This window comes from Streptomyces exfoliatus, from assembly GCF_000725545.1.
Taxonomy (GTDB): Bacteria; Actinomycetota; Actinomycetes; order Streptomycetales; family Streptomycetaceae; genus Streptomyces; species Streptomyces exfoliatus.
Map to the genome: position 1 here is coordinate 98,126 of NZ_JNZP01000017.1, position 20,817 is coordinate 118,942.

Genomic DNA, 20,817 nt, shown 5'->3' on the forward strand with positions numbered 1-20,817 from the left:
CCCGCAACCCGCTGACCCGTCCGCGCCCCTGGGTCGGGCGCCCCTGTCCCTGGATTCAACCAGGTCGCGGCTCAGCGGGGGGAGCCGAGCGGCGTCGCCGCCGGGCTCGGCGCCGGGCTGGGCCCCGGGGCGAGGGCGAGCTGAAGGACCGGACTCGTCGGTCGTATGAACGGCGAGAGGGCCGACAGCGGCTGCGGGGCGCGCCTGTGGAGGCTCACCACGTCCGGGTGGAACGCGCCCATGGGGGCGGTGCCCGGAGTCCCGGCCGCCGCCGGGGCGACAGGAGACAGCGGAGCGGTGGGAGACACCTGTGCGGCGTCCACGGACTGGGCGCCCGAGCGGTCGCCGGACCGGGCGCCCCTGGTGACGGGTGTGCCGCCGCCGGGTCCTGTCGCGGTGGCACGGAGCGGGGTCACCGCGGTGCCCGCGCCCTGGCCGCCGCGTCCGCTCGCGTTCACCGAGGCGTCAAGGGGCAGGGTGCCGCCGAGGGCGATGGCCGCGAACGACACCGCGCTCGCCGCCGCGAAGGCGAAGCGCCGCCCGCGCCCGGATGGTCCCGACGCGCGGTCACCGACCTCGTGGATGCGGAAGCCGGTGCGTGGGGGCTCAGGGGTGACGACGGCGGCCGTGGCGAAGCCGTCGGACTTCACTCCGCCCGCGCCGAGCAACTGCTCCAGGGGGCTGCGCGGTCCGCCGGGGGCTCCCGGTTCGCCGGGACCCCCGGGGAGGCCCTGGAGCCGGGCGAGAAAGCCCTCGGAGGGCGGCGGGGGCGCCGCGGAGGCGAAGACGCTCTTGAGGGTGCGCTGCGCGTCGGCCTCCGCCTTGCAGCGGGCGCAGGTCGCGAGGTGGGCGAGGACCCGCTCACGGGCGTCGTGACCGAGTTCGCCGTCGACGAGCGCGGCCAGCCGGTCCCCGAGATGCTGTTCCGCGGGGGTCGGTGACGAAGGGCGAGTGAGGCTCACGCTGTCCCTGCCTCCCATCCGACGGAGGCCAGGGCACGCTCCGCCCGTGCCTCGGGCGAGCGGTGCTTGAGCGCCTTGCGCAGGTGGGAGCGGCCGCGGTGGATGCGGCTGCGGACGGTGCCGAGCTTCACGCCGAGGGTCGCGGCGATCTCCTCGTACGACAGTCCTTCGATGTCGCAGAGGACGACGGCCGCCCGGAACTCCGGCGCGAGGGTGTCGAGGGCCTGCTGCACGTCGGCGTCGAAGTGCGTGTCGTTGAAGACCTGCTGCGGCGAGGGCTCGCGGCTGGGCAGCCGCTCGGCCGCGTCGTCGGCGAGCGCGTCGAAGCGGATGCGCTGCTTGCGACGGACCATGTCGAGGAAGAGGTTGGTGGTGATGCGGTGCAGCCAGCCCTCGAAGGTGCCCGGCGTGTACGTCGACAGCGAGCGGAAGACGCGGACGAAGACCTCCTGGGTGAGGTCCTCGGCGTCGTGCTGATTGCCCGTGAGGCGGTAGGCGAGACGGTAGACCCGACCACTGTGCGTGCTGACGATCTCCTCCCATGTGGGCGGAGTCCACGCCTGCGATTCCGCATCCGATGCGAAGGTCGCGGTGGTGGGAGCGGAGTCGGTGGTGCGGAAACGGTCAGCGGTGTCGGTCACGGATTTCGGCTCACCCGCCGACCTGAGAAGACGCCGAAGCACTCCTCCCCGATCCACAGGCGCAGCCGCACCTCCCCTGTCGGCTCTGGTGGTGTCCAGTGGAGCCCCTACCATAGCCACCTCGCCCGTTAGCTCCGGATAAGAATCTTTACGCGAATTTGGGACCCGGCCGCCCGGCTGTCCCCTGTCGCGCCCTACCCCTGCTGAACGCACGGTCCCATCTGCGGGTTCCCGCTGACAGCGGATACAGTCACCGTTGCGTCAACTACGGGGACAGGAGAGGGCCATTACCGCCAACCGGCAGACGAGCTGGTCGTTCGCCGACGCCTTTGTCGCCGAGGACGATGCTCTGCGCTGGGCCCGCGAGCGGGCCAGGGAGGCAGGGCTGCCCTCGGTGTCTCCGGGCACCGGTGGGGCGCTGCGCCTGCTCGCCGCGACGGCGGACGCCAAGGCGGTGGCCGAGATCGGAACCGGCACGGGCGTGTCGGGCATCTACCTGCTGCTCGGGATGCGGCCGGACGGCGTCCTGACGACGGTGGACCTCCAGCCGGAGCGGCAGCAGTTCGCCAAGACGGCGTTCCGGGCGGCGGGCTTCGCCGGCAACCGGGCCAGGTTCATCCCCGGCCGCGCCCTGGACGTCCTGCCGCGTCTCGCGGACGGCGGGTACGACCTCGTCTTCTGCGACGGCGACCGCCTGGAGTACCTGGACTACCTCGCTGAATCGTTGCGCCTGCTGCGGCCCGGGGGTCTCGTCTGCTTCGAAGGCGTCTTCGCGGACGGCCGCACGGTCGACTCGGGGGCCCAGCCCGCGGAGGTCCAGCGGGTCCGCGAGCTGCTGCGCGCGGTGCGGGAGAGCCAGGAGTTCGTCCCCTCGCTGCTGCCGGTGGGCGACGGCCTGCTCTGCGCCGTCCGCCGCGGCTGACGCACCTTCCACCCGGTCCGCACCCCGGACGCACCGCTGCCCCGGTACGGGCGGGCCGTACCGGGGCAGCGGTGGGAAATCGTGGAGAGTCGGGTCAGCCGACGACCTTCTTCAGGGCGTCGCCCAGCGCCGCCGCCTCGTCCGGGGTCAGCTCGACGACAAGCCGACCGCCGCCTTCGAGCGGAACGCGCATGACGATGCCCCGCCCCTCCTTGGTCACCTCGAGCGGGCCGTCACCCGTCCGCGGCTTCATGGCCGCCATGCTTGTTCCCCTTCCTGAAACCAGCTCTTTGTCGGCCGGGCAGCTCCGTGATGTGGAGCACGGTCACCGGCTTCGAACACATTGCTTCCAGGTCATTATCCCGCATGGCAGGACCCGATGACCAACATCGAATGGCATCGCTTGCGCAACGCGCTCTCTCAAAACCACACATTTCGGCGATCAGCCTGCGATACTTCGCCGCTCGGCGTCCGGCCGGGTCCCCAGAATCTTTGACGCAGCTCACATGGGCGGTGCGGGTGATCTCCGCCATGCTGGCCTTGTCCACCACGCGAAGAGGCGAAGGGAACCCGATGGCCGACACGGTCCTGTACGAAGTGAGCGACGGACTCGCCACCATCACGCTCAACCGGCCCGAGGCCATGAACGCCATGAACGTGGCCGCGAAGGTCGCCCTCCGGGACGCGGTCGAGACGGCCGCCGCCGACCCCGCCGTACGGGCGGTGCTGCTCACCGCGGCGGGCGAGCGGGCGTTCTGCGTCGGCCAGGACCTGAAGGAACACGTGGGTCTGCTCATGGCGGACCAGGAGAACGGCACGAGCGTGACCATGAACACGGTCCGCGACCACTACAACCCGATCACCAAGGCGCTCGCGGGCATGCGGAAGCCCGTGGTGGCCGGCGTGAACGGCGTCGCGGCGGGGGCCGGCTTCGGCTTCGCGCTCGCGGCGGACTACCGGGTGGTCGCCGACACGGCCTCGTTCAACACCTCCTTCGCGGGCGTCGCGCTCACCGCCGACTCGGGCGTGTCCTGGACGCTGCCCCGGCTCATCGGCGCCAGTCGGGCGTCCGACCTGCTGCTCTTCCCGCGCTCGGTCAGCGCCCAGGAGGCGTACGAGCTCGGCATCGTGAACCGTCTCGTCCCGGCCGCCGACCTGGCCGCCGAGGCCGAGAAGGTGGCCAGGACCCTCGCCGAGGGCCCGACCGTGGCGTACGCGGCCGTGAAGGAGTCCCTCGCCTACGGCGCCGACCACTCGCTCGCCGAGGCCCTGGACAAGGAGGACGAGCTCCAGACCCTGGCGGGCTCGTCGGAGGACCACACGATCGCGGTACGCGCCTTCATCGCCAAGGAGAAGCCGAAGTACCTGGGCCGCTGAGCCGGGACGGGAACCCGCTCGTACGACTGGTGGGCGCGTCTATAGGATCCGCTCACCATTTCGTACGCACATTCACCTGGGGGGTTCCGTGCGTCCCGACCCTTCCGCGCGCCTTCTTCGCGGCGCGCTCACGACGGGTGTGGCCCTGGGCCTGTCCGCCACCGCCCTGTCCTCGCCGGCACGGGCCTCCGACGGCTGGGACCGGTGTCCCGACAACGCCGTGTGCGGCTTCAGCCAGCCGCTGCACCAGGGCGACATGATCGTGATCCGGAAGCCGATGCCGGCACTCGGCTCCTGGGACAACCGCATCCGCTCGTACGTCGTCAAGCTGCCCGGATACAGCGACGCGATCTGCCTCCACCCGAAGCCGGGCCTCGACCCGGAGGGCGCCACGCACTCCTACTTCTCGGAGTCCTTCGACGAGAGCGCCCACCCCGAGCTGGACCGGGCGGTCAGCTCCGTCGACATCGGCCCCGACGCCGACGATTTCTGCGGGACCGAGGGCCGCTACCCGGGCATGTACGACCTCGTCAACCGCCGTCCCGCGACGCTGCCCGCGACGGGCGACTTCGGCGACCTCAACGGTGACGGCTTCGCCGACGTGGTCACCCGCAACATGGTCAGCCAGCTGTGGGTGTCCCACGACTACACCAGCGGGAGCAACCCCCAGCTCGTCGGCGGCGACTGGAGCACCATGACCAAGCTGGTCCGGCACGGGGATTACGACGGCGACGGCAACGAGGACGTCTTCGCCCGCGACCGCTCCGGCGTCCTCTGGCGCTACCCCGGAACCGGCCGGGGCCTGTTCAAGCCCCGCGTCAAGATCGGCGGCGGCTGGAACACCATGCGCGACCTGGCCGCCGTCGGAGACCTGACCGGGGACGGCAAGGGCGACCTGCTCGCCTCCGACGGCGACGGCGTCCTGTGGACGTACCCGGGCAACGGGCGCGGCTGGTTCGGTGCCCGCAAGATGGTCGGCGGCGGCTGGAAGGCGATCAACGAGCTCGTCGGCGCCGGAGACATGAACACGGACGGCAGGGCCGACCTCGTCGCCCGCGACACGGCCGGCAGGCTCTGGCTCTACCCGGGCAACGGGCGCGGCTGGTTCGGCGCGCGCACGATCATCGGCACCGGTGGCTGGAACTCCCTGGGGGAACTGGCCGGCATCGGAGATGTCAACGGTGACGGCAAGGCCGACATCGTCGCGCACACCCCGGACCCCGACACGAGGGACCGGAACCGCCTCCGCGTCTACAACGGCACCGGGGACGGGCACCTCCGCGCCCCGTGGACCCTCGCCTCGATCCGGACCACGCACTACGCCTTCTGACCCTCTTCGTGAACGGATTCCGATCCATGATCCGCAGCAACCGGGGCCGTCGCGCCCTGGCCGCCGCCGTGACCACAGCGGCCTCCCTGGCGACTCTGATGACCGCCGCTCCCCCTGCGGCAGCCGACTCCGGACGCTGCCCCTCGGGCCGCCTGTGCGTCTTCCAGTACCGCGACTTCAAGGGCGAGATGAAGATCATCTCGTCCAGTCAGTCCACGCTCGGGACGTGGAACAACACGATCTCCTCCGTCGTGAACAACTCCAGCCTGTACGCGGTCCTCTGGAGCGACGCCGGGTTCGGCGGGAGCGACTCCCTGCACTCGGACCCGCACAACGGCGCGATCAGCTTCGACGGCTCCGTGATGGGCCAGCTCGACAACAAGATCAGCTCCATCCGCGTGGCCACCACCAGCTACGAGGCGACCCAGGGCGTTCCGTGGATGACCTGGGCGCCGCAGGAGAAGCGACCCACCGGCCTGCCCGCCGCCGCGCAGTTCGGTGACCTGAACAACGACCTCCGGCCCGACCTCATCGAGCGGGCCGACGACGGCCGGCTGTGGTACCTCCACGGCTACAGCGCCCAGTGGGACGTCTCCCCCAAGGGCGTGCTGATAGGCGGCGGATGGAACGGCATGACCCAGATCGTCCGGCACGGCGACTACGACGGCGACCGCAACGAGGACGTCTTCGCCCGCGACCGCTCCGGCGTGCTCTGGTTCTACCCCGGCAACGGCAAGGGCTGGTTCAAGCCCCGCGTCAAGATCGGCGGCGGCTGGAACACCATGAAGGAGATCAAGGCCGTCGGTGACATCACCGGTGACGGCCGCCGCGACATGGTCGCCCGTGACACCGCCGGTGTCCTGTGGACGTACCCGGGCAACGGCCATGGCTGGTTCGGCGCCCGCAAGAGGGTCGGCGGCGGCTGGAACACGATGACCCGGCTCGTGGCGCCGGGCGACATGACCGGCGACGGCCGGTCGGACCTGGTCGCGCGGGACGGTTCACGCGGACTCTGGCTCTACCCGGGCAACGGCTCGGGCACGTTCGGCGCCCGCACGAAGCTGCCGTACGCCTGGCCGTCCAACGAGCCGGTCCTCTCCGTCGGCGACGTCACCGGCGACGGCAAGGCCGACCTCATGCGGACCATCAACTTCTGGGATCTGCACGTCTATCCGGGCAACGGCCGTGGCGGCATCGGCGGCCCCGTCTACACCACGATGTACGACCCGGCCGACCGGGTCCACCTCTTCTGACCCGGCAGGGAACGACGGCCCGGGGTCACTTTCCGCCCCGGGCCACACACCCCGCCACATGGTCGTCGACGAGACCGCACGCCTGCATCAGCGCGTAGGCCGTGGTGGGGCCGATGAAGCGCAGGCCTCGCTTCTTGAGGGCCTTCGAGAGGGCCGTGGACTCGTCCGTGACCGCCGGGACCTCGGCGACCGTGCGCGGGACCGGGCGGCGCGCGGGATCAGGGGCGTACGACCAGATCAGCGAGTCGAGTTCGCCCGGGGACCAGGTGGCGAGCAGCTTCGCGTTGGCGAGGGTCGCGTCGATCTTGGCGCGGTTGCGGATGATGCCCTCGTCGACGAGGAGCCGCTCGCGGTCCGCGTCCCCGAACTTCGCCACGGAGGCGATCGCGAAGCCGTCGAAGGCGCGCCGGAAGCCCTCGCGGCGGCGCAGGATCGTGATCCAGGAGAGGCCCGACTGGAAGGCCTCCAGGCAGAGCCGCTCGAACAGCGCGTCGTCGCCGTGGACCGGGCGGCCCCACTCCTCGTCGTGGTACGCCACGTAGTCCTCGGCCGAGAGCCCCCAGGGACAGCGCAGCCGCCCGTCCGGGCCCGGAACCGCCTCGCCCGCCGTCACGCCCGGTCGTCCTCTCCGTCACCGGCGGACGCTCCCGCGAGCGCGTCCTCCAGTTCGGCGATCCGCGCGTCCCGCTCGGCGAGTTCGGCGCCGAGCCGGACCAGCACGTCGTCGACGTCCGCCATCCGGTAGCCGCGGACCGCGACGGGGAGGCGGAGTGCCTCGACGTCGGCGCGGTCGACCGGGCGGGCGGCCGGGAGGGGGTCGACGAGCTGCTCGGGCGCCACCTCGGGCAGCACCTCGCTGTCGCCGCCGCCGACCACGGCCAGGGTGACCGCGGCCACGACCACGACCATGGTGATGAGCAGAAACCAGAACACCTGCGTGCCTCTCCCCGGAGTGGAAATCGTCCCGTGCCGATCGTGCCATGCGCCACCGACAGCTAGGGTCGCAGGCGAACGGACACGAGGGAGGACAAAAGGGATGCTGCGCTTGGGACGGCGTGAATTCGGGCCGCACGAGCCGGTGATCATGGCGATCGTGAACCGGACCCCGGACTCCTTCTACGACCAGGGCGCGACCTTCCGGGACGAGCCTGCGCTCGCCCGGGTCGAGCAGGCCGTGGCCGAGGGCGCGGCGATCATCGACATCGGCGGGGTGAAGGCGGGCCCCGGCGAGGAGGTGACGGCCGAGGAGGAGGCGCGGCGCACGGTCGGCTTCGTGGCGGAGGTGCGCAGGCGCCACCCCGACGTGGTCATCAGCGTCGACACCTGGCGGGCGGACGTCGGCGCGGCGGTCTGCGAGGCCGGGGCGGACGTCCTGAACGACGCGTGGGGCGGGGTCGACCCCGCGCTCGCCGAGGTCGCCGCGAAGTACGGCGCGGGGCTCGTGTGCACGCACGCGGGCGGCGCCGAACCGCGGACCCGGCCGCACCGGGTCGCGTACGAGGACGTGATGGCCGACATCCTGAGGGTCACGGTGGGGCTCGCGGAGCGGGCGGTCGCCCTCGGCGTGCGGCGGGACGGGATCATGATCGACCCGGGGCACGACTTCGGGAAGAACACCCGGCACAGCCTGGAGGCGACGCGGCGGCTCGGGGAGATGGCGGAGACGGGGTGGCCGGTGCTCGTGTCCCTGTCGAACAAGGACTTCGTCGGGGAGACGCTCGACCGGCCGGTGAAGGAGCGGGTGCTCGGCACGCTCGCCACGACGGCGGTCTCGGCGTGGCTCGGGGCGCAGGTGTACCGCGTGCACGAGGTCGCGGAGACGAAGCAGGTGCTCGACATGGTGGCGTCGATCGCCGGGCACCGGCCGCCGGCCGTCGCCAGGCGCGGGCTCGCGTAGGCCCTGGCACGGCCCACGGGGGCGCCGGATCCGGCGCCCCCGGAGACCGGACTACTTGCCGGTCTCCTTCGTCACCAGCGTCACCGCCTCCTCCACGTCGTCCGTGACGTGGAAGAGGAGCAGGTCCCGCTCGGAGGCCTTGCCGCCCGCGACGACGGAGTCGCGGAGCCAGTCGACGAGGCCCTTCCAGTACTCCGTGCCGAAGAGGACGATCGGGAAGCGGGTGACCTTGCGCGTCTGGACCAGGGTCAGCGCCTCGAAGAGCTCGTCGAGGGTGCCGAGGCCGCCGGGCAGGACGACGAAGCCCTGCGCGTACTTCACGAACATCGTCTTGCGGACGAAGAAGTAGCGGAAGTTCACGCCGATGTCGACGTGCGGGTTGAGCCCCTGCTCGAAGGGGAGCTCGATGCCGAGGCCCACCGAGATGCCCTTGGCCTCCCTGGCCCCCTTGTTGGCCGCCTCCATGGCGCCGGGCCCGCCGCCGGTGATGACCGCGAAGCCGGCCTCCACGAGCGCCCGGCCGATCCGTACGCCCGCCTCGTACTCGGGCGAGTCCGGCTTCGTGCGGGCCGAGCCGAAGACGCTGATCGCGCTCGGCAGTTCGGCGAGCGCCCCGAAGCCCTCGACGAACTCGGACTGGATGCGCATGACCCGCCAGGGGTCGGTGTGCACCCACTCCGAGTCGCCCTCGGTGTCGAGCAGCCGCTGGTCCGTCGTGCCCGGCTGGACCTGATCCCGCCGCCTGAGCACCGGACCGAGTCGCTGCTCCTCGGGCTTCGCCATTCCCTCGGGAATGCCCATGGCCTGCTCCCTCCGCCGATCGGCGGCCCGTTGCCGGCCGCCAACTGATCTTCTGGTCCGGTCAGCCTAGGACGACAGAGGTGACGAAACGCGAAATTACGGAAGTCAGGCAGTCAGCCAGTCGCGGAGTCGTGCCTCGCAGTGGTGGATCCGGTCGACGGGAACGTGCTCGTCGCGCTTGTGGGCGTAGATCGGGTCGCCGGGGCCGTAGTTCACGGCGGGCACGCCGAGGGCGCTGAAGCGGGCCACGTCGGTCCAGCCGAACTTGGGCTGGGCGCTGCCCCCGACGGCCTTCATGAACGCCTCGGCGGCCGGGTGGGAGAGGCCGGGCAGCGCGCCGGGGCTCTCGTCGTCGACGACGAACTCGGCGATGTCGCAGCCGTCGAAGAACTCGCGGACGTACGCCAGGGCCTCGGCCGGGGAGCGGTCGGGGGCGTAGCGGAAGTTCACGGTGACGGTGCAGGCGTCGGGGATGACGTTGGTGGCGACGCCGCCCTCGATCGCGACGGCGTTGAGGCCCTCGTGGTACTCCAGGCCGTCGATGACCGGCTTGCGCGGCTCGTAGGCGGCGAGGCGGGCGAGGATCGGGGCGGCGGCGTGGATGGCGTTGGAACCCATCCAGGAGCGCGCGGAGTGGGCCCGCTCACCGGCCGTGTGCAGGATGACGCGCAGGGTGCCCTGACAGCCGCCCTCGACCTGGGCGTCGGACGGTTCGAGGAGGACGGCGAAGTCGCCTTCCAGCCAGTCGGGGTGCGCGGCGGCGATCTTCCCGAGGCCGTTGAGGTCGGCGGCGACCTCCTCGTTGTCGTAGAAGACGAAGGTGAGGTCGCGGTTGGGCCGGGGGACGGTGGCGGCGATCCGCAGCTGGACGGCGACCCCGGACTTCATGTCGGAGGTGCCGCAGCCCCACAGGATGCCGTTCTCGTCGAGTCGCGAGGGCACGTTGTCCGCGATCGGCACGGTGTCGATGTGGCCGGCGAGGACGACGCGCTCGCCGTGACCGAGGTGGGAACGGGCGACGACGTTGTTGCCGTACCGGTCGACGGTGAGGTGCGGCAGCGTGCGCAGAGCCTGCTCGATCACGTCCGCGAGCGGCTTCTCGGTCCCGCTGACGGACGGGAAGTCGACGAGGGCGGCGGTGAGCGCCGCCCCGTCCTGGGACAGGTCGAGGGGCGCGTCGAGCGGAGTGATGTCAGCCATATGCCGACCCTAACTCGGCCTCCAGTACGGTGGGCCCCGTGTCCGAGCCCATCCGCCCCGCCCGTCGCGGCCGCCTCGCCCGCTCCGCGGCCGCCTTCGCCGTGCTCCTCGGCCTCGCCGCGTACGTGGCCGTCCACCAGATGACAGGGAGCAAGGGCACCCCCCGGTGCAGTGTGGGCAGTGGCGAGAACCGGTACGAGTTCACTCCGGAGCAGGCGTCCAACGCGGCGACGATCTCCGCCGTGGGGACGACCAGGGGCCTGCCGGAGCGCGCGGTGACGATCGCGCTCGCGACGGCGCTCCAGGAGTCGGCGCTGCGGAACATCGAGCACGGCGACCGCGACTCGCTCGGCCTGTTCCAGCAGCGGCCGTCGATGGGCTGGGGGACGCCGGAGCAGATCATGGACCCGGTGTACTCGGCGGGGAAGTTCTACGCGGGCCTGGAGAAGGTCCCGGGGTATTCGCGGCTGCCGCTGACGGTGGCCGCGCAGAAGGTGCAGAAGAGCGGTTTCCCGCAGGCGTACGCGAAGCACGAGCCGGACGCCACGCTCCTGTCGGCCGCGCTGACGGGCCGGGCCCCGGCGGCACTGACCTGTACGGCGAACGAGGTGGAGGGCCGGCCGGGCGACCCCGCGCGGGTGCGCGCGGAGCTGGTACGGGCCTTCGGCGAGAAGGCGGCGCCGACGACGGTGACGAGCGGTCCGAGCGCGGGCCGGTCGGCGGCGGAGCCGCCGGTCCTCGCGGTGCCGGTGCGGACGGGGTCCGGGACGGCGCGTGGCGCCGGGGCGGACGAGCGGCACGGCTGGGAGCTCGCACAGTGGGCGGTGGCGCGGGCGGACGCGCTGCGCATCACGGAGGTCGTGTACGACGGCAAGGTGTGGCGGGCCGGCGAGGCCGCCGGCGGCTGGACGAAGGCCTCGGGCGCGCTCGCCGGCGACGGCGACACCGTCCGCGTACGGCTCGCGCGCTAGCGACGGCGGCAGCCGGGCGACTCGCGCGGCGGCCGAACGGCGGCGGCCGGGGCGGGCGCGCGGCGGCGGCCGGGGCGGCTCGTACGGCGACTCGCGGGGTGGCCGGTACAGGCATGCGGTGGCTCGTACGGCGGGCGTGCACGCGTGCGGTCGTTCACTCGGTCGTGGCACGGCCCCGGTTCTCGTCCGGGGAATTCACCACCCCTCCGAGCCGCTTTTCACCCACCGCGCCCCACCCGCCCCATCCCCTTGCGCGACAAGGGAAGTGACGGTTCGGCAACCCTCCACGTAATGACACGTTCGTCCGTTTTCCTCCCCACCTGACAATACGACGCATTACCAACTCTTTACCTTCGACCTCCGCAACCTCACCCGCCCCGGGGCCGGTTGTCACTGCGTCCGAACGAACACCTCGCACCTCGTCGAAGGAGCACCATGTCCCTCCCCCTGACCCGTCGGATCGCCCGCGCCGCCCTCCTCATCGCGGCCGGAGCAGCCCCCGTGGTCGGTGCGGCCGGCTCCGCGAGCGCCCTGGACCACAACCTCGCGCCGACCGGCGCCCTCGGCGGCGTCACCGCCCTGGACGCCGCCGGTGCGGGCACCGCCGTCGACAGCGCCTCGCAGACCGCCACCGGCGTCGTCGGTGCCACCGGCAGCCAGGCCGTCGGCACGGCCGTCCCCGCCGCCGGCAAGACCGTCGGCGCGGCGGGCAAGACCGCCACCCCGGCCGCCCAGCAGGTCGCCGGCGAGACCGCCGGCAGCGCGGGCGAGGTCGTCGGCAAGACCGCCGGCGCCGCGACCGAGAGCGCCGAGGGCCCGACCGGCGGTGCCCTGGGCGGCGGGCTCGGCAGCCTGCCCGCCGGCCAGACGCTCGGCGGCCTGCCCCTCGGCGGCTGACCCCGCACGGGAACGACAGAGGGCCCGGGGAGCACCTGCTCCCCGGGCCCTCTCCCATGCCGTGGGCGCGCGATCAGCCGAGGCGCTTGACCGCCGCCTCGACCCGCTCGTCCGTCGCCGTGAACGCCACCCGCACGAATCGATCCCCCGCCTCGCCGTAGAAGTCGCCCGGCGCCACCAGGACGCCCTTCTCCGCGAGGTACGCCACGGTCTCCCAGCACGGCTCGTCGCGCGTCGCCCACAGGTACAGGCTCGCCTCGCTGTGCTCGATCCGGAAGCCGTGCGCCTCCAGGGCCGCCCGCAGGGCCGCCCGCCGGGCCGCGTACCGCCCGCGCTGCTCGGCCACGTGCGCGTCGTCGCCGAGCGCCGCCACCGTCGCCGCCTGGACGGGCGCGGCGGTCATCATGCCGCCGTGCTTGCGGATCTGCAGCAGCTCGCCGAGCACGGCCGCGTCGCCCGCGATGAAGGCGGCCCGGTAGCCGGCCAGATTGGAACGCTTGGACAGCGAGTGGACGGCGACGATGCCCTCGTACGAGCCGCCGCAGACGTCCGGGTGCAGGACCGACACCGGGTCGGCCTCCCAGCCCAGCTCCAGGTAGCACTCGTCGGAGAAGACGAGCACGCCGTGCTCGCGCGCCCAGGCCACGATCCGGGTCAGCTCCTCCTTGGCGAGGACCTTGCCGGTCGGGTTGGACGGCGAGTTGAGCCAGAGGAGCCTGAGCCCGGCCGGGTCCAGCTCCGTCGGGTCGTCGTAGACGACGGGTGTCGCGCCGCAGAGCCGCGCGCCGACCTCGTACGTCGGGTAGGCGAGCCGCGGGTAGGCGACCACGTCGCCCGCACCGAGACCCAGCTGCGTCGGCAGCCAGGCCACCAGCTCCTTGGAGCCGACCACCGGCAGCACGTTCTCGTGCGCGAAGTCCACCGCGCCGAGACGCCGCCCGCACCAGCCGGTGAGCGCGTCCCGCAGCTCCTTCGTGCCCCACACCGTCGGATAGCCCGGAGAGTCCGCCGCCGCGACCAGGGCCTCCTGGATCAGCGCGGGGACCGGGTCGACGGGCGTGCCGACCGAGAGGTCCACGATTCCGTCCGGGTGCGCCAGGGCCGTCTTCTTGTACGGCTCCAGCTTGTCCCAGGGAAAGACGGGCAGGCGCGAGGAGACTGCGCTCACGGGTTGGCTCTCACTTCCTGTACGTACGGGAAAACGCCTCGGTCCCGTACGGCGGCGGAGGCCGTACGGGACCGGATGCGGTCGTTCAATCAGCCGTTCTGCGGCGGCAGGGCGGCGATGAAGGGGTGGTCACGCTCGATCTCACCGAGCTTGGAGGCACCACCGGGCGAACCGAGGTCGTCGAAGAACTCGACGTTCGCCTTGTAGTAGTCCTTCCACTCCTCCGGGGTGTCGTCCTCGTAGAAGATCGCCTCCACCGGGCAGACCGGCTCACAGGCCCCGCAGTCGACGCATTCGTCCGGGTGGATGTACAAGGACCGCTTGCCCTCGTAGATGCAGTCGACGGGGCACTCCTCGATGCACGCCTTGTCCTTCACGTCGACACAAGGCTGCGCGATGACGTAGGTCACGCTGTCGTTCCTCCTCGATAGGGCTGGTCTGCGCGGGAGCGCGGCGTCGTCGATGCCCGCACCTAGTATCTCCGTTCTTGGGGGCGATCCGAACAGGAGGGGCGGAGAAGCTGTGGAATTCATCGGCGGAGGGCGTCTTGAGGTCCGAATCACCGGCGCTGACGTGGGAAAACGTGTCTCCGTTCGGTACGTGACGGACTCGGCTACGAGTGAGAAGTTCACCGACTCGGTCGGAGTTCTCACATCATGGGACGACGCTGTGCTGCTGATCACACGAAAGAGCGGTGACAGCGTCCGCATCCCGGAATCCGCACTCGTCGCCGGAAAGGTCGTACCGGCCGCGCCCGCCCGGAGGCGCGGCCCCTCGGCCACGTTCCCCGAGCTGGCGCGCGCCACCGCGCGCGCGTGGCAGCCCGTCGAGAGCGAGGCCCTCGGCGAATGGACCCTGCGGGCCTCCGACGGGTTCACCCGCCGCGCCAACTCCGTGCTCCCGCTCGGCGATCCCGGACTCCCGGTCGCCGACGCCCTGACGCACGCGCGCGCGTGGTACGCGGCCCGGAAGCTCCCCGCGTACGTGCAGACAGCCACCGGCGCCGAAGGCACCCAGGAACTGCTGTGCGCCGAACTCGACCGGCACGGCTGGCGGCGCGAGGTCTCCGCGGAGGTCCGCATCGCGGCGCTCGCCCCGATAGCCGACCTCGACGCCGACGTCTCCGCCGTACGCCTCACGCGCACCCTCGACGAGACCTGGCTGCGCCGCTACCAGCGCTTCGGGGAACCGGGCCCGGGCGTGCGCTCCGTCCTCACCTCGGGACCGAGTGTGTGGTTCGCGTCCGTGGCGGGCACGGGAGAGATACCGGCGGCGATCGGGCGCTGCGTGGTCGACGGGCGCTGGGCGGGCTTCATGGCCGTCGAGGTCGCCCCCGACCAGCGGCGCCGGGGCCTGGCGACCTCCGTCATGACGGCGCTCGCCCGGCAGGCACTCGACGAGGGCGCGTCGGCGGCCTGGCTCCAGGTGGAGACCGACAACGACGGCGCCCGGGCGCTGTACGACGGCATGGGGTTCGCGCCCCACCACCACTACCACCACTACCGATGGGTCGAGGCGTGACGGAGGACGTACCACCACCGGACGGGCCGGAAGACGGCGCCGGGGAGGGGGAGCGGGTCGACTGGCGGCGGGAGTTCGCGGAGGAGGCCCGGTCCGAGCGGCCCGACCTCGCACGGCTCTGCCTCCTCATCGGGGCGGTGGCCGACCCCACCGTCACCCGGCACGACCTCGACGCGGCCGAGATCGAACTCGACCGCCTCGCCGGACTCCTCCCGTACGCGACCCGGATCACCGGCGACTGGAGCGGCGAGCTCGCCGCGCTGCTCGGCCGCCACGAGGGCTTCGAGGGCGTCCCCGCCGACTACCAGCGCCTGGAGTCCTCCCTCCTCCACGAGGTGCTCCGACGCCGCAGGGGCCTGCCCATCCTGCTGTCCGTCGTCTGGATGGAGGTCGCACGCCGGGCCGGCGCCCCCGTGTACGGCCTCGGGCTGCCCGGCCACTTCGTCGTCGGCTTCGGCGACCCGGCCGACCTGAACCTCGCCGACCCCTTCGCCGGCGGACGCGCCATGACGGGCGCCGACGCCGAGCTCCTGGTGACCAGCGCGACGGGCGAGGCGCTCGACCGCTCGATGCTCCGGCCCGCCGAGCCCGGCGCGATCGTGCTGCGGGTCCTCAACAACATCCGCGCCTGGGCCGCCCCCCGCCCGGAACGCTCCGACGTGGCCCTGTGGGCGGTGGAACTCTCCCTGCTGCTCCCCTCCCACCCGGCCAGGCTCCGCTACGAGCGCGCCGAGCTGCTCGTACAGCGCGGGGAGTTCGTGAAGGGGGCGGCGGAGATGGAGGCGTACGCGCGCGTGATGGACGCGGTGGACCCGGAGTCGGCGACGACGATCCGCCGAAGGGCCCAGGCGGCACGGGCGCGCCTGAACTGACGGGCCCGCGCCGGTCCGGCACGTGAAGGGGGCGGGGCGACCGGATTCGAACCGGCGTCCTCCGAGATGCCATCGCGGCGCATTACCTCTGTGCTACGACCCCGCCCTTGCGGACGATCTTAGGGGGCGGCCGGTCAGAGCCGCGACTCCTTTTCGGCGTCTCCCAGGACCCGTACCCGCGCGGTCCAGGAACGGTCGTCGTGGGGCGGTTCCCACACCACGTCGACATCTGTCTCGTGGAACTGCCTGACCAGCTGCGTCACCATACGGGCGGCGGCGGCCCGCGCCTCGCGCGGGTCGACGTCGGCGGGCACGTCGGACAGGGCCCCGCAGGTCATACCGCCCCGCATGGCGAGGACCAGCACTCCGGAGGGCGCGGAGACGGAGCCGAGTGAGTGGGTCATGGGCCCGATTGAAGCGGACCACGGGGGCGTCGTTCCGGGTGGGTCGGCACGTGGCCGCCGCCATCGCCCGGAACGCCTCTCCTGAGGGCCCCTTGCCGCCGGCAAGGCGGAGTTGTCGTCCGCACGGACGCGTCGCGGGCCGGGCCCCGCCCGTCCGGCGGCAGAATGCGGCCATGCCGCTGACCGCCGACATCCTCGTCGCCCTCGTCGCCCTGCTCCACGCCTACATCATGGTGATGGAGATGTTCCTGTGGCAGAAGTCGACCGGTCGTCGCTTCTCCGGCTTCGACGCCACGATGGCCCGCGACACCGCCTCCATGGCCGCCAACCAGGGCCTCTACAACGGCTTCCTCGCCGCCGGGCTGGTCTGGGGTCTGATCGCCGACGACCCGACCGGGTTCCGCGTCCGCGTCTTCTTCCTGTCCTGCGTCGTCATCGCCGGCGTCTACGGTGCCGCCACCGCCAACCGCCGCATCCTCTTCGCCCAGGCCCTCCCCGGCGCCCTCGCCCTCTCGGCCGTCCTCGTCTCCCACTACTGACGGCTGCCCGTCGCGCGCGCCTCCCTCTCCGGGACGGCCGGAGGCACGGCACTGTGTGAGCGGTACGACACACAGAGCGAAAGGTGCGCCATGGCAGTCCCTCACGGCACGGGCAGCTTCGTCGCCCATACCGGGACCGACGTCTACGGGCCCGGCAAGGTCATCGGTGTGGACGGTGAACAGCGGCGGGTGCGGTTCACGCGCTTCGTGGCGACGATCCGGGCCGACGACCTGCGGGCCGCCTCCCCCGCCGAGACCCGGGAGATGCAGGCCTGGCTGCGGGCGAGGAAGGAGCGGTACGGGGGCGCGTGGTGATCACCGCGCGCGTGCCCTCGATACGGGCGAGCCCCCGTCCCGGGAGGGGGCGGGGGCTCGGAGCCGGGGGCGGGGGCTGTCAGCCCTCGCCGCTGAGGTCGATGGTCTTCGTGCGCTCCGCCTTGGTCTTGCCGCGCAGCGCGTCGCGCATCACGTAGGCCACGTCGTCGGCCGAGACCTCGTGCTTGGTGCCGTCGCCCTTGGTGATCATGATTCCGTCGAAGGCGCCGTCGAGGAGTCGGTCGATCGCCTTCTTGTCGTAGACCTCGACCAGGCGGCCGTCGACGGCCTTCATGGAGAGGATCTGCGGCAGCGACCGGGCCGGGCCGAAGTCGATGTACTTGCCGCCCGCGTAGATCCGGATCAGGTCGGACATGGCGGGGGTGGCGAACTCCTTCATCGCCCGGTCCAGCTCGGCCTTGGTGATGCTGGGCTGGCGGGTGGTGACCGGCAGTTCGACCAGCTTGTTCTGGCCGGTCTCCACCTGGGCGCGGAAGGCGTCCTTCACGGAGATCATCGAGCGCTGGAGGTCGAGGCCCTTGCCTGGCTTGCCCTCGACGGCGGTCACCTTGTTCGGGGCGAACAGGATGGTGCCGTCGGTGGCCGAGGCGGAGTTGCCGGCGAGGTCGCGCAGGGCGACGGCGAGCTTCTCCTCGTCGACCGGGAAGACCGGCTTGGCGACCCGCTCGCCGCCGAAGAGCGAGCCGATGACCGAGACGGGGTTGTAGTCACTGCCTGCGGCGGCGCGGACGGTCTCCTGGCTGTCGAGTGCCAGGCCCGCCTTCTCCGGGGCCAGCTGGACCTTCTGGCCGCCCAGGCTGAGCTGGAGCGGGGTGTCGGCGCGCTTGCCCAGGGCGCGCTCCAGCTTGTTGACGGCCTCTTCCTTCGTACCGCCGCCGATGTCCACGCCGAGCACCGTGGTGCCCTTGGGGACGTCGGAGTGATTGAGGAGGAGTCCGGCGCCGTAGGCGACGCCTGCGAGGCCGAAGACGCCGGCGGCGACGAGGACCAGCTTGGAGCGGCCCTTCTTCGCCGGGGCGCGGCTGGGCGCCGGTGCCGGGCGCGGTGCGGGCGCGGCGGCCGGGGTCGCCTGCTCCTCGATGCGCGGGGTGAGGTCGGGGCGGGCCGCCTTCGGCGGGACGACGGGGATGCCGCTGGTGAGGGTGTCACCGGAGACGTGGCCGTTGCCGTGGGGCGCTCCGGGGCCGGAGGCCGGCGCCGGGGCCTGGGGGGTGAGGATCGCGGTGTCGTCGGACATGCGGGGGGCGCCGCCGGGGAACGGGGAGCCCGCACCCTGGCCCTGGCCGGGCCGCTGTCCCTGCCCGGGCCTCGGTCCCTGACCTCGGCCCGGCCTCTGGCCCTGGCCGGCCACGGGTCCGGGGCCGCCCAGGTTGGCGGTGCCGGTGACCGGGCCCGTGGTGGGGCCGGTCGGCGCGCCCGGGCCCCGGTACGCGGGCGTGCCGGTGGGCGGCGTGCCGGTGTACAGGGGGGTTCCGGCGGCGGGGGTGCCGTCGTAGCGGGGGGCTCCGGCGCCCTGGGCGCCGTCGTACCCCTGGGGCCCGTCGTACATCGGCGTACCGCCCGCGGGCGTGCCGTCGTACCTCGGCGTTCCCGCCGCCGGGGTGCCGCTGTCGTACAACGGGTTGCCGGGGGTGGACTGGGACGCCGTGACCGGGCGGCTCGACGGGGTGTTGCCGACCGTCGGGACGCCGGAGGTCGCCGAGCCGGCGAAGCCGGTGCCCTGGGCGTCCGGTCCGGCGAGGGCCGGGGCGGGCTTCGGGGTCGGAGCGGGTGCCGACGGCAGCGCGGGCGCGGGGGCCGGGCCCGGGGACCCCGCCTTGCGCGGGGCGAACCAGTCGCTGGTCTCCTTCCCCTTCGGCGCCTGTTCGGCCTGCGGCGGCTCCGGGGCCGCCGCCACCGGCTCGGGCTCCGGCTCGGGCTCCACGGCGGCAGCCGGTTCCGGCGCGGACGTCTCGTTGACCGTCTTGCGGACGACGACCGGCGGAATCGGCCGCGAACCCGGGATGTTGATCCGGATCCGGGTCGTCAGGGTCGTCTCGGTCTTGGGCTCCTCCGGCGGCGCGGGCACGGCGGTCTCCTCCGGCGCGTCCTGCGAGGGGTGGAGCGACGGATACTGGCGGGATCCGTACGGCGGTGTACCCGACGGGTACGCGGCTCCACCGCGCCCCTGGGCGCCGGAGGACGAACTGTCAGTCTCTCGACCAGTTTCACGACTCAAAGCAGGATCTCCCGGTTGGCTCCACCGCCCGCTCTTGCTGATGCTCGTGTAACCCGGGCGGTTCGGCGGCGCGCACCACCATACTGGCCGCCGCCGTCATATACCCGACCCCTGGGTGAAGGACGACGGTCATTCCGGCCCAAGTCAGGGCGTCCCCGGACTCAAGTCCTCCTGTTCACGGGGCAGGTCGCGGCAGCCGGGAGAGCGTGGTGCACATCACAGCGAGCGCCATGCCTCCGAAGAGGAAGAGCAGCTCGCCGACGCCTCCGCCGAACACCCCGTCGCCCTCGGGGCGTCCGAGGCTGAGCAGGATGACGGCGAGGAGCCAGCCGCCTCCGCCGGCGGCGACGCCGACCTGGGTGCCCGTCGCGCGCAGTCCGCCGTAGAAGAGGGCACCGGTCGCGAGCAGCGCGAGGATCAAGCCGCCGGGAAGCCAGGCGGCTTGGACGAGGGCGCCCGCGGTGCCGACGAGCACGCCGAGGACGGCGAGGCCCGCGTACCAGGCATAACGGGCGTTGCGTGAGACGGTGAACGTGCCGGGGGTGGAGGTGTTCACGCGGTCACCCCCGCGAAGAGGTCGGTCTCGCGTTCGCCCGCGGGAGCGCCGGGGGTGCCGTGCGCCAACTCGTAGTACTCGGTGGTGAAGATCGGCTGCCCCAGGTCGTTGGAGAGCGCGAAGAACGGGCCGGCGACGGCGACTTGGGTGACGTGTGCGGCCATCGCCGCGCTCTTGCGGGCGGCGTGCTCGGGGCTCGCCTCGATCTGGGCGGTGATCCGGTCCTCGTCGACGACGCCGGGGACGTCGTCGATCGCGGCGACGGCGGGGAAGGGGGAGCCTTCGGCGTGCAGCCGGGCGAAGGCGGCTGCGGCGACGGGGCGCGGGACGCGGTTCCAGTAGATCTTGGCGATCCGGTGGGCGGGGCCGAGGTCGGGGCGGTAGTCCGGGTCGGCGGCGAGCTCGGCGGCGCGCATGGCGACCCGGTGGGCCTGGATGTGGTCCGGGTGGCCGTAGCCGCCGTCGGGGTCGTAGGTGACGAGGACCTGCGGGCGGGTCTCCCTGATCACCTCGACGAGGTGGGGGGCCGCGGTGTCGACGTCGGTGTTCCAGAAGGCGTTGTCGCGCTTGTTCTGTTCGGCGCCCATCATTCCGGAGTCGCGGAAGCGCCCGGGGCCGCCGAGGAAGCGGTGGTCGGTGACACCGAGCGCGATCATCGCGGCGGCGAGTTCGCGTACGCGATGCGGGCCGAGCCGGTCCTCCCGGTCGGGAGCCAGGTGGGCGAGGCCGGGCGGGATGACCTCGCCCTCCTCGCCGAGCGTGCAGGTGACCAGGGTGACGAGGGCGCCTTCGGCCGCGTACCTGGCCATGGTGGCGCCGTTGTTGATCGACTCGTCGTCCGGGTGCGCGTGCACGAGCAGCAGACGGCGGGCGGGGAGATCGGACATGTCCCCACCCTACGAGGTCGGACCGGGTCGCAGGTCGGTACGTGCCCCGCCCAGGGGGCAGGACA

At 72.6% G+C, this 20,817-nt stretch carries 24 protein-coding genes and 1 tRNA gene; 11 read left to right on the forward strand and 14 right to left on the reverse strand.

Features of this window, described 5'->3' with window-relative positions; all coding sequences use genetic code 11:
- Positions 1-71: 71 nt before the first annotated feature.
- On the reverse strand, positions 72-962 hold the full coding sequence (locus IO20_RS0121080; RefSeq protein WP_030548557.1) for an anti-sigma factor family protein: 891 nt from the start codon (positions 960-962) through the stop codon (positions 72-74).
- Entirely contained in the window at positions 959-1,717 is a 759-nt protein-coding gene (gene sigE / locus IO20_RS0121085; RefSeq protein WP_078623434.1) for an RNA polymerase sigma factor SigE, read from the reverse strand. Before sigE ends, IO20_RS0121080 begins: the two co-directional genes overlap by 4 nt.
- A 142-nt stretch (positions 1,718-1,859) precedes the next feature.
- Here sigE and IO20_RS0121090 point away from each other — a divergent pair, with 142 nt between their 5' ends.
- Positions 1,860-2,525: an O-methyltransferase gene (locus tag IO20_RS0121090; protein WP_078623435.1), complete on the forward strand. Its 666-nt coding sequence runs from the start codon at positions 1,860-1,862 to the stop codon at positions 2,523-2,525.
- 94 nt (positions 2,526-2,619) lie between these two features.
- On the opposite strand, the gene IO20_RS38740 is transcribed toward IO20_RS0121090, so the two are convergent.
- The gene (locus IO20_RS38740; protein ID WP_078945926.1) at positions 2,620-2,787 is read right to left on the reverse strand and encodes a DUF3117 domain-containing protein; all 168 of its coding nucleotides are present in this window, start codon (positions 2,785-2,787) and stop codon (positions 2,620-2,622) included.
- A 311-nt stretch (positions 2,788-3,098) separates the two neighbouring features.
- On the opposite strand from IO20_RS38740, the gene chcB reads away from it, so the two are divergent.
- The 3 genes from chcB (at position 3,099) to IO20_RS0121110 (ending at position 6,485) form a co-directional block, all read left to right on the forward strand.
- Positions 3,099-3,902 (forward strand): 2-cyclohexenylcarbonyl CoA isomerase, encoded by an 804-nt coding sequence (gene chcB, locus IO20_RS0121100; RefSeq protein WP_030548559.1) that lies wholly within the window; start codon positions 3,099-3,101, stop codon positions 3,900-3,902.
- Positions 3,903-3,990: 88 nt separating this feature from the next.
- A complete protein-coding gene (locus tag IO20_RS0121105; RefSeq protein ID WP_030548561.1) occupies positions 3,991-5,232 on the forward strand; it encodes an FG-GAP-like repeat-containing protein in 1,242 nt (413 codons plus the stop codon).
- Positions 5,233-5,258: 26 nt separating this feature from the next.
- Positions 5,259-6,485 carry an FG-GAP-like repeat-containing protein gene (locus IO20_RS0121110; RefSeq protein ID WP_051874365.1) on the forward strand — a complete coding sequence of 409 codons (1,227 nt, stop codon included), beginning with the start codon at positions 5,259-5,261 and terminating at the stop codon, positions 6,483-6,485.
- Between the two features lie 25 nt (positions 6,486-6,510).
- Here IO20_RS0121110 and IO20_RS0121115 read toward each other — a convergent pair whose 3' ends face one another.
- Positions 6,511-7,098, reverse strand: a complete 588-nt coding sequence (locus IO20_RS0121115) for a DNA-3-methyladenine glycosylase I (RefSeq protein WP_030548565.1) — start codon at positions 7,096-7,098, stop codon at positions 6,511-6,513.
- Positions 7,095-7,418 (reverse strand): hypothetical protein, encoded by a 324-nt coding sequence (locus IO20_RS0121120; protein ID WP_030548568.1) that lies wholly within the window; start codon positions 7,416-7,418, stop codon positions 7,095-7,097. The genes IO20_RS0121115 and IO20_RS0121120 overlap by 4 nt, the downstream gene beginning before the upstream one ends.
- A gap of 103 nt (positions 7,419-7,521) precedes the next feature.
- On the opposite strand from IO20_RS0121120, the gene folP reads away from it, so the two are divergent.
- Complete coding sequence (gene folP / locus IO20_RS0121125; RefSeq protein ID WP_030548570.1) at positions 7,522-8,382, forward strand: dihydropteroate synthase; 861 nt, start codon at positions 7,522-7,524, stop codon at positions 8,380-8,382.
- Positions 8,383-8,433: 51 nt separating this feature from the next.
- Here folP and IO20_RS0121130 read toward each other — a convergent pair whose 3' ends face one another.
- Together IO20_RS0121130 and dapE are read right to left on the reverse strand one after the other, a co-directional pair.
- Positions 8,434-9,183 carry an LOG family protein gene (locus IO20_RS0121130; protein WP_030548573.1) on the reverse strand — a complete coding sequence of 250 codons (750 nt, stop codon included), beginning with the start codon at positions 9,181-9,183 and terminating at the stop codon, positions 8,434-8,436.
- Between the two features lie 105 nt (positions 9,184-9,288).
- Positions 9,289-10,383, reverse strand: a complete 1,095-nt coding sequence (dapE, locus tag IO20_RS0121135) for a succinyl-diaminopimelate desuccinylase (protein ID WP_030548575.1) — start codon at positions 10,381-10,383, stop codon at positions 9,289-9,291.
- A 29-nt stretch (positions 10,384-10,412) separates the two neighbouring features.
- Between dapE and IO20_RS0121140 the strand changes: the two genes are divergently transcribed.
- Positions 10,413-11,354, forward strand: a complete 942-nt coding sequence (locus IO20_RS0121140; protein ID WP_030548577.1) for a VldE C-terminal domain-containing protein — start codon at positions 10,413-10,415, stop codon at positions 11,352-11,354.
- 435 nt (positions 11,355-11,789) lie between these two features.
- Positions 11,790-12,251 (forward strand): hypothetical protein, encoded by a 462-nt coding sequence (locus IO20_RS0121145; RefSeq protein WP_030548579.1) that lies wholly within the window; start codon positions 11,790-11,792, stop codon positions 12,249-12,251.
- Between the two features lie 73 nt (positions 12,252-12,324).
- Here the strand turns inward: IO20_RS0121145 and dapC are convergent, their stop codons facing one another.
- Positions 12,325-13,419, reverse strand: coding sequence for a succinyldiaminopimelate transaminase (gene dapC, locus IO20_RS0121150; protein WP_030548582.1), 1,095 nt, complete (start codon positions 13,417-13,419; stop codon positions 12,325-12,327).
- 89 nt (positions 13,420-13,508) lie between these two features.
- A complete protein-coding gene (fdxA, locus tag IO20_RS0121155; RefSeq protein ID WP_030207635.1) occupies positions 13,509-13,829 on the reverse strand; it encodes a ferredoxin in 321 nt (106 codons plus the stop codon).
- 112 nt (positions 13,830-13,941) lie between these two features.
- Between fdxA and IO20_RS0121160 the strand changes: the two genes are divergently transcribed.
- Both IO20_RS0121160 and IO20_RS0121165 read left to right on the forward strand, forming a co-directional pair.
- On the forward strand, positions 13,942-14,940 hold the full coding sequence (locus IO20_RS0121160) for a GNAT family N-acetyltransferase (RefSeq protein WP_030548584.1): 999 nt from the start codon (positions 13,942-13,944) through the stop codon (positions 14,938-14,940).
- Positions 14,925-15,812, forward strand: a complete 888-nt coding sequence (locus tag IO20_RS0121165) for a transglutaminase family protein (protein ID WP_051874366.1) — start codon at positions 14,925-14,927, stop codon at positions 15,810-15,812. The genes IO20_RS0121160 and IO20_RS0121165 overlap by 16 nt, the downstream gene beginning before the upstream one ends.
- A gap of 30 nt (positions 15,813-15,842) precedes the next feature.
- Here IO20_RS0121165 and IO20_RS0121170 read toward each other — a convergent pair.
- A tRNA-Ala gene (locus IO20_RS0121170) sits at positions 15,843-15,917 on the reverse strand.
- Positions 15,918-15,946: 29 nt separating this feature from the next.
- On the reverse strand, positions 15,947-16,216 hold the full coding sequence (locus tag IO20_RS0121175) for a hypothetical protein (RefSeq protein WP_030548586.1): 270 nt from the start codon (positions 16,214-16,216) through the stop codon (positions 15,947-15,949).
- 173 nt (positions 16,217-16,389) lie between these two features.
- Here IO20_RS0121175 and IO20_RS0121180 point away from each other — a divergent pair, with 173 nt between their 5' ends.
- Together IO20_RS0121180 and IO20_RS0121185 are read left to right on the forward strand one after the other, a co-directional pair.
- The gene (locus IO20_RS0121180; RefSeq protein WP_030548587.1) at positions 16,390-16,755 is read left to right on the forward strand and encodes a DUF1304 domain-containing protein; all 366 of its coding nucleotides are present in this window, start codon (positions 16,390-16,392) and stop codon (positions 16,753-16,755) included.
- 90 nt (positions 16,756-16,845) lie between these two features.
- The gene (locus IO20_RS0121185) at positions 16,846-17,070 is read left to right on the forward strand and encodes a hypothetical protein (protein WP_030548589.1); all 225 of its coding nucleotides are present in this window, start codon (positions 16,846-16,848) and stop codon (positions 17,068-17,070) included.
- Between the two features lie 79 nt (positions 17,071-17,149).
- Here IO20_RS0121185 and IO20_RS0121190 read toward each other — a convergent pair whose 3' ends face one another.
- From IO20_RS0121190 to mshB, 3 genes are all read right to left on the reverse strand, one after another.
- Positions 17,150-19,309 carry a hypothetical protein gene (locus IO20_RS0121190; RefSeq protein WP_030548592.1) on the reverse strand — a complete coding sequence of 720 codons (2,160 nt, stop codon included), beginning with the start codon at positions 19,307-19,309 and terminating at the stop codon, positions 17,150-17,152.
- Between the two features lie 175 nt (positions 19,310-19,484).
- Positions 19,485-19,865, reverse strand: a complete 381-nt coding sequence (locus IO20_RS0121195) for a DUF6113 family protein (RefSeq protein ID WP_037635970.1) — start codon at positions 19,863-19,865, stop codon at positions 19,485-19,487.
- Positions 19,862-20,752 carry an N-acetyl-1-D-myo-inositol-2-amino-2-deoxy-alpha-D-glucopyranoside deacetylase gene (gene mshB / locus IO20_RS0121200; protein ID WP_030548596.1) on the reverse strand — a complete coding sequence of 297 codons (891 nt, stop codon included), beginning with the start codon at positions 20,750-20,752 and terminating at the stop codon, positions 19,862-19,864. Before mshB ends, IO20_RS0121195 begins: the two co-directional genes overlap by 4 nt.
- Positions 20,753-20,817 lie beyond the last annotated feature (65 nt).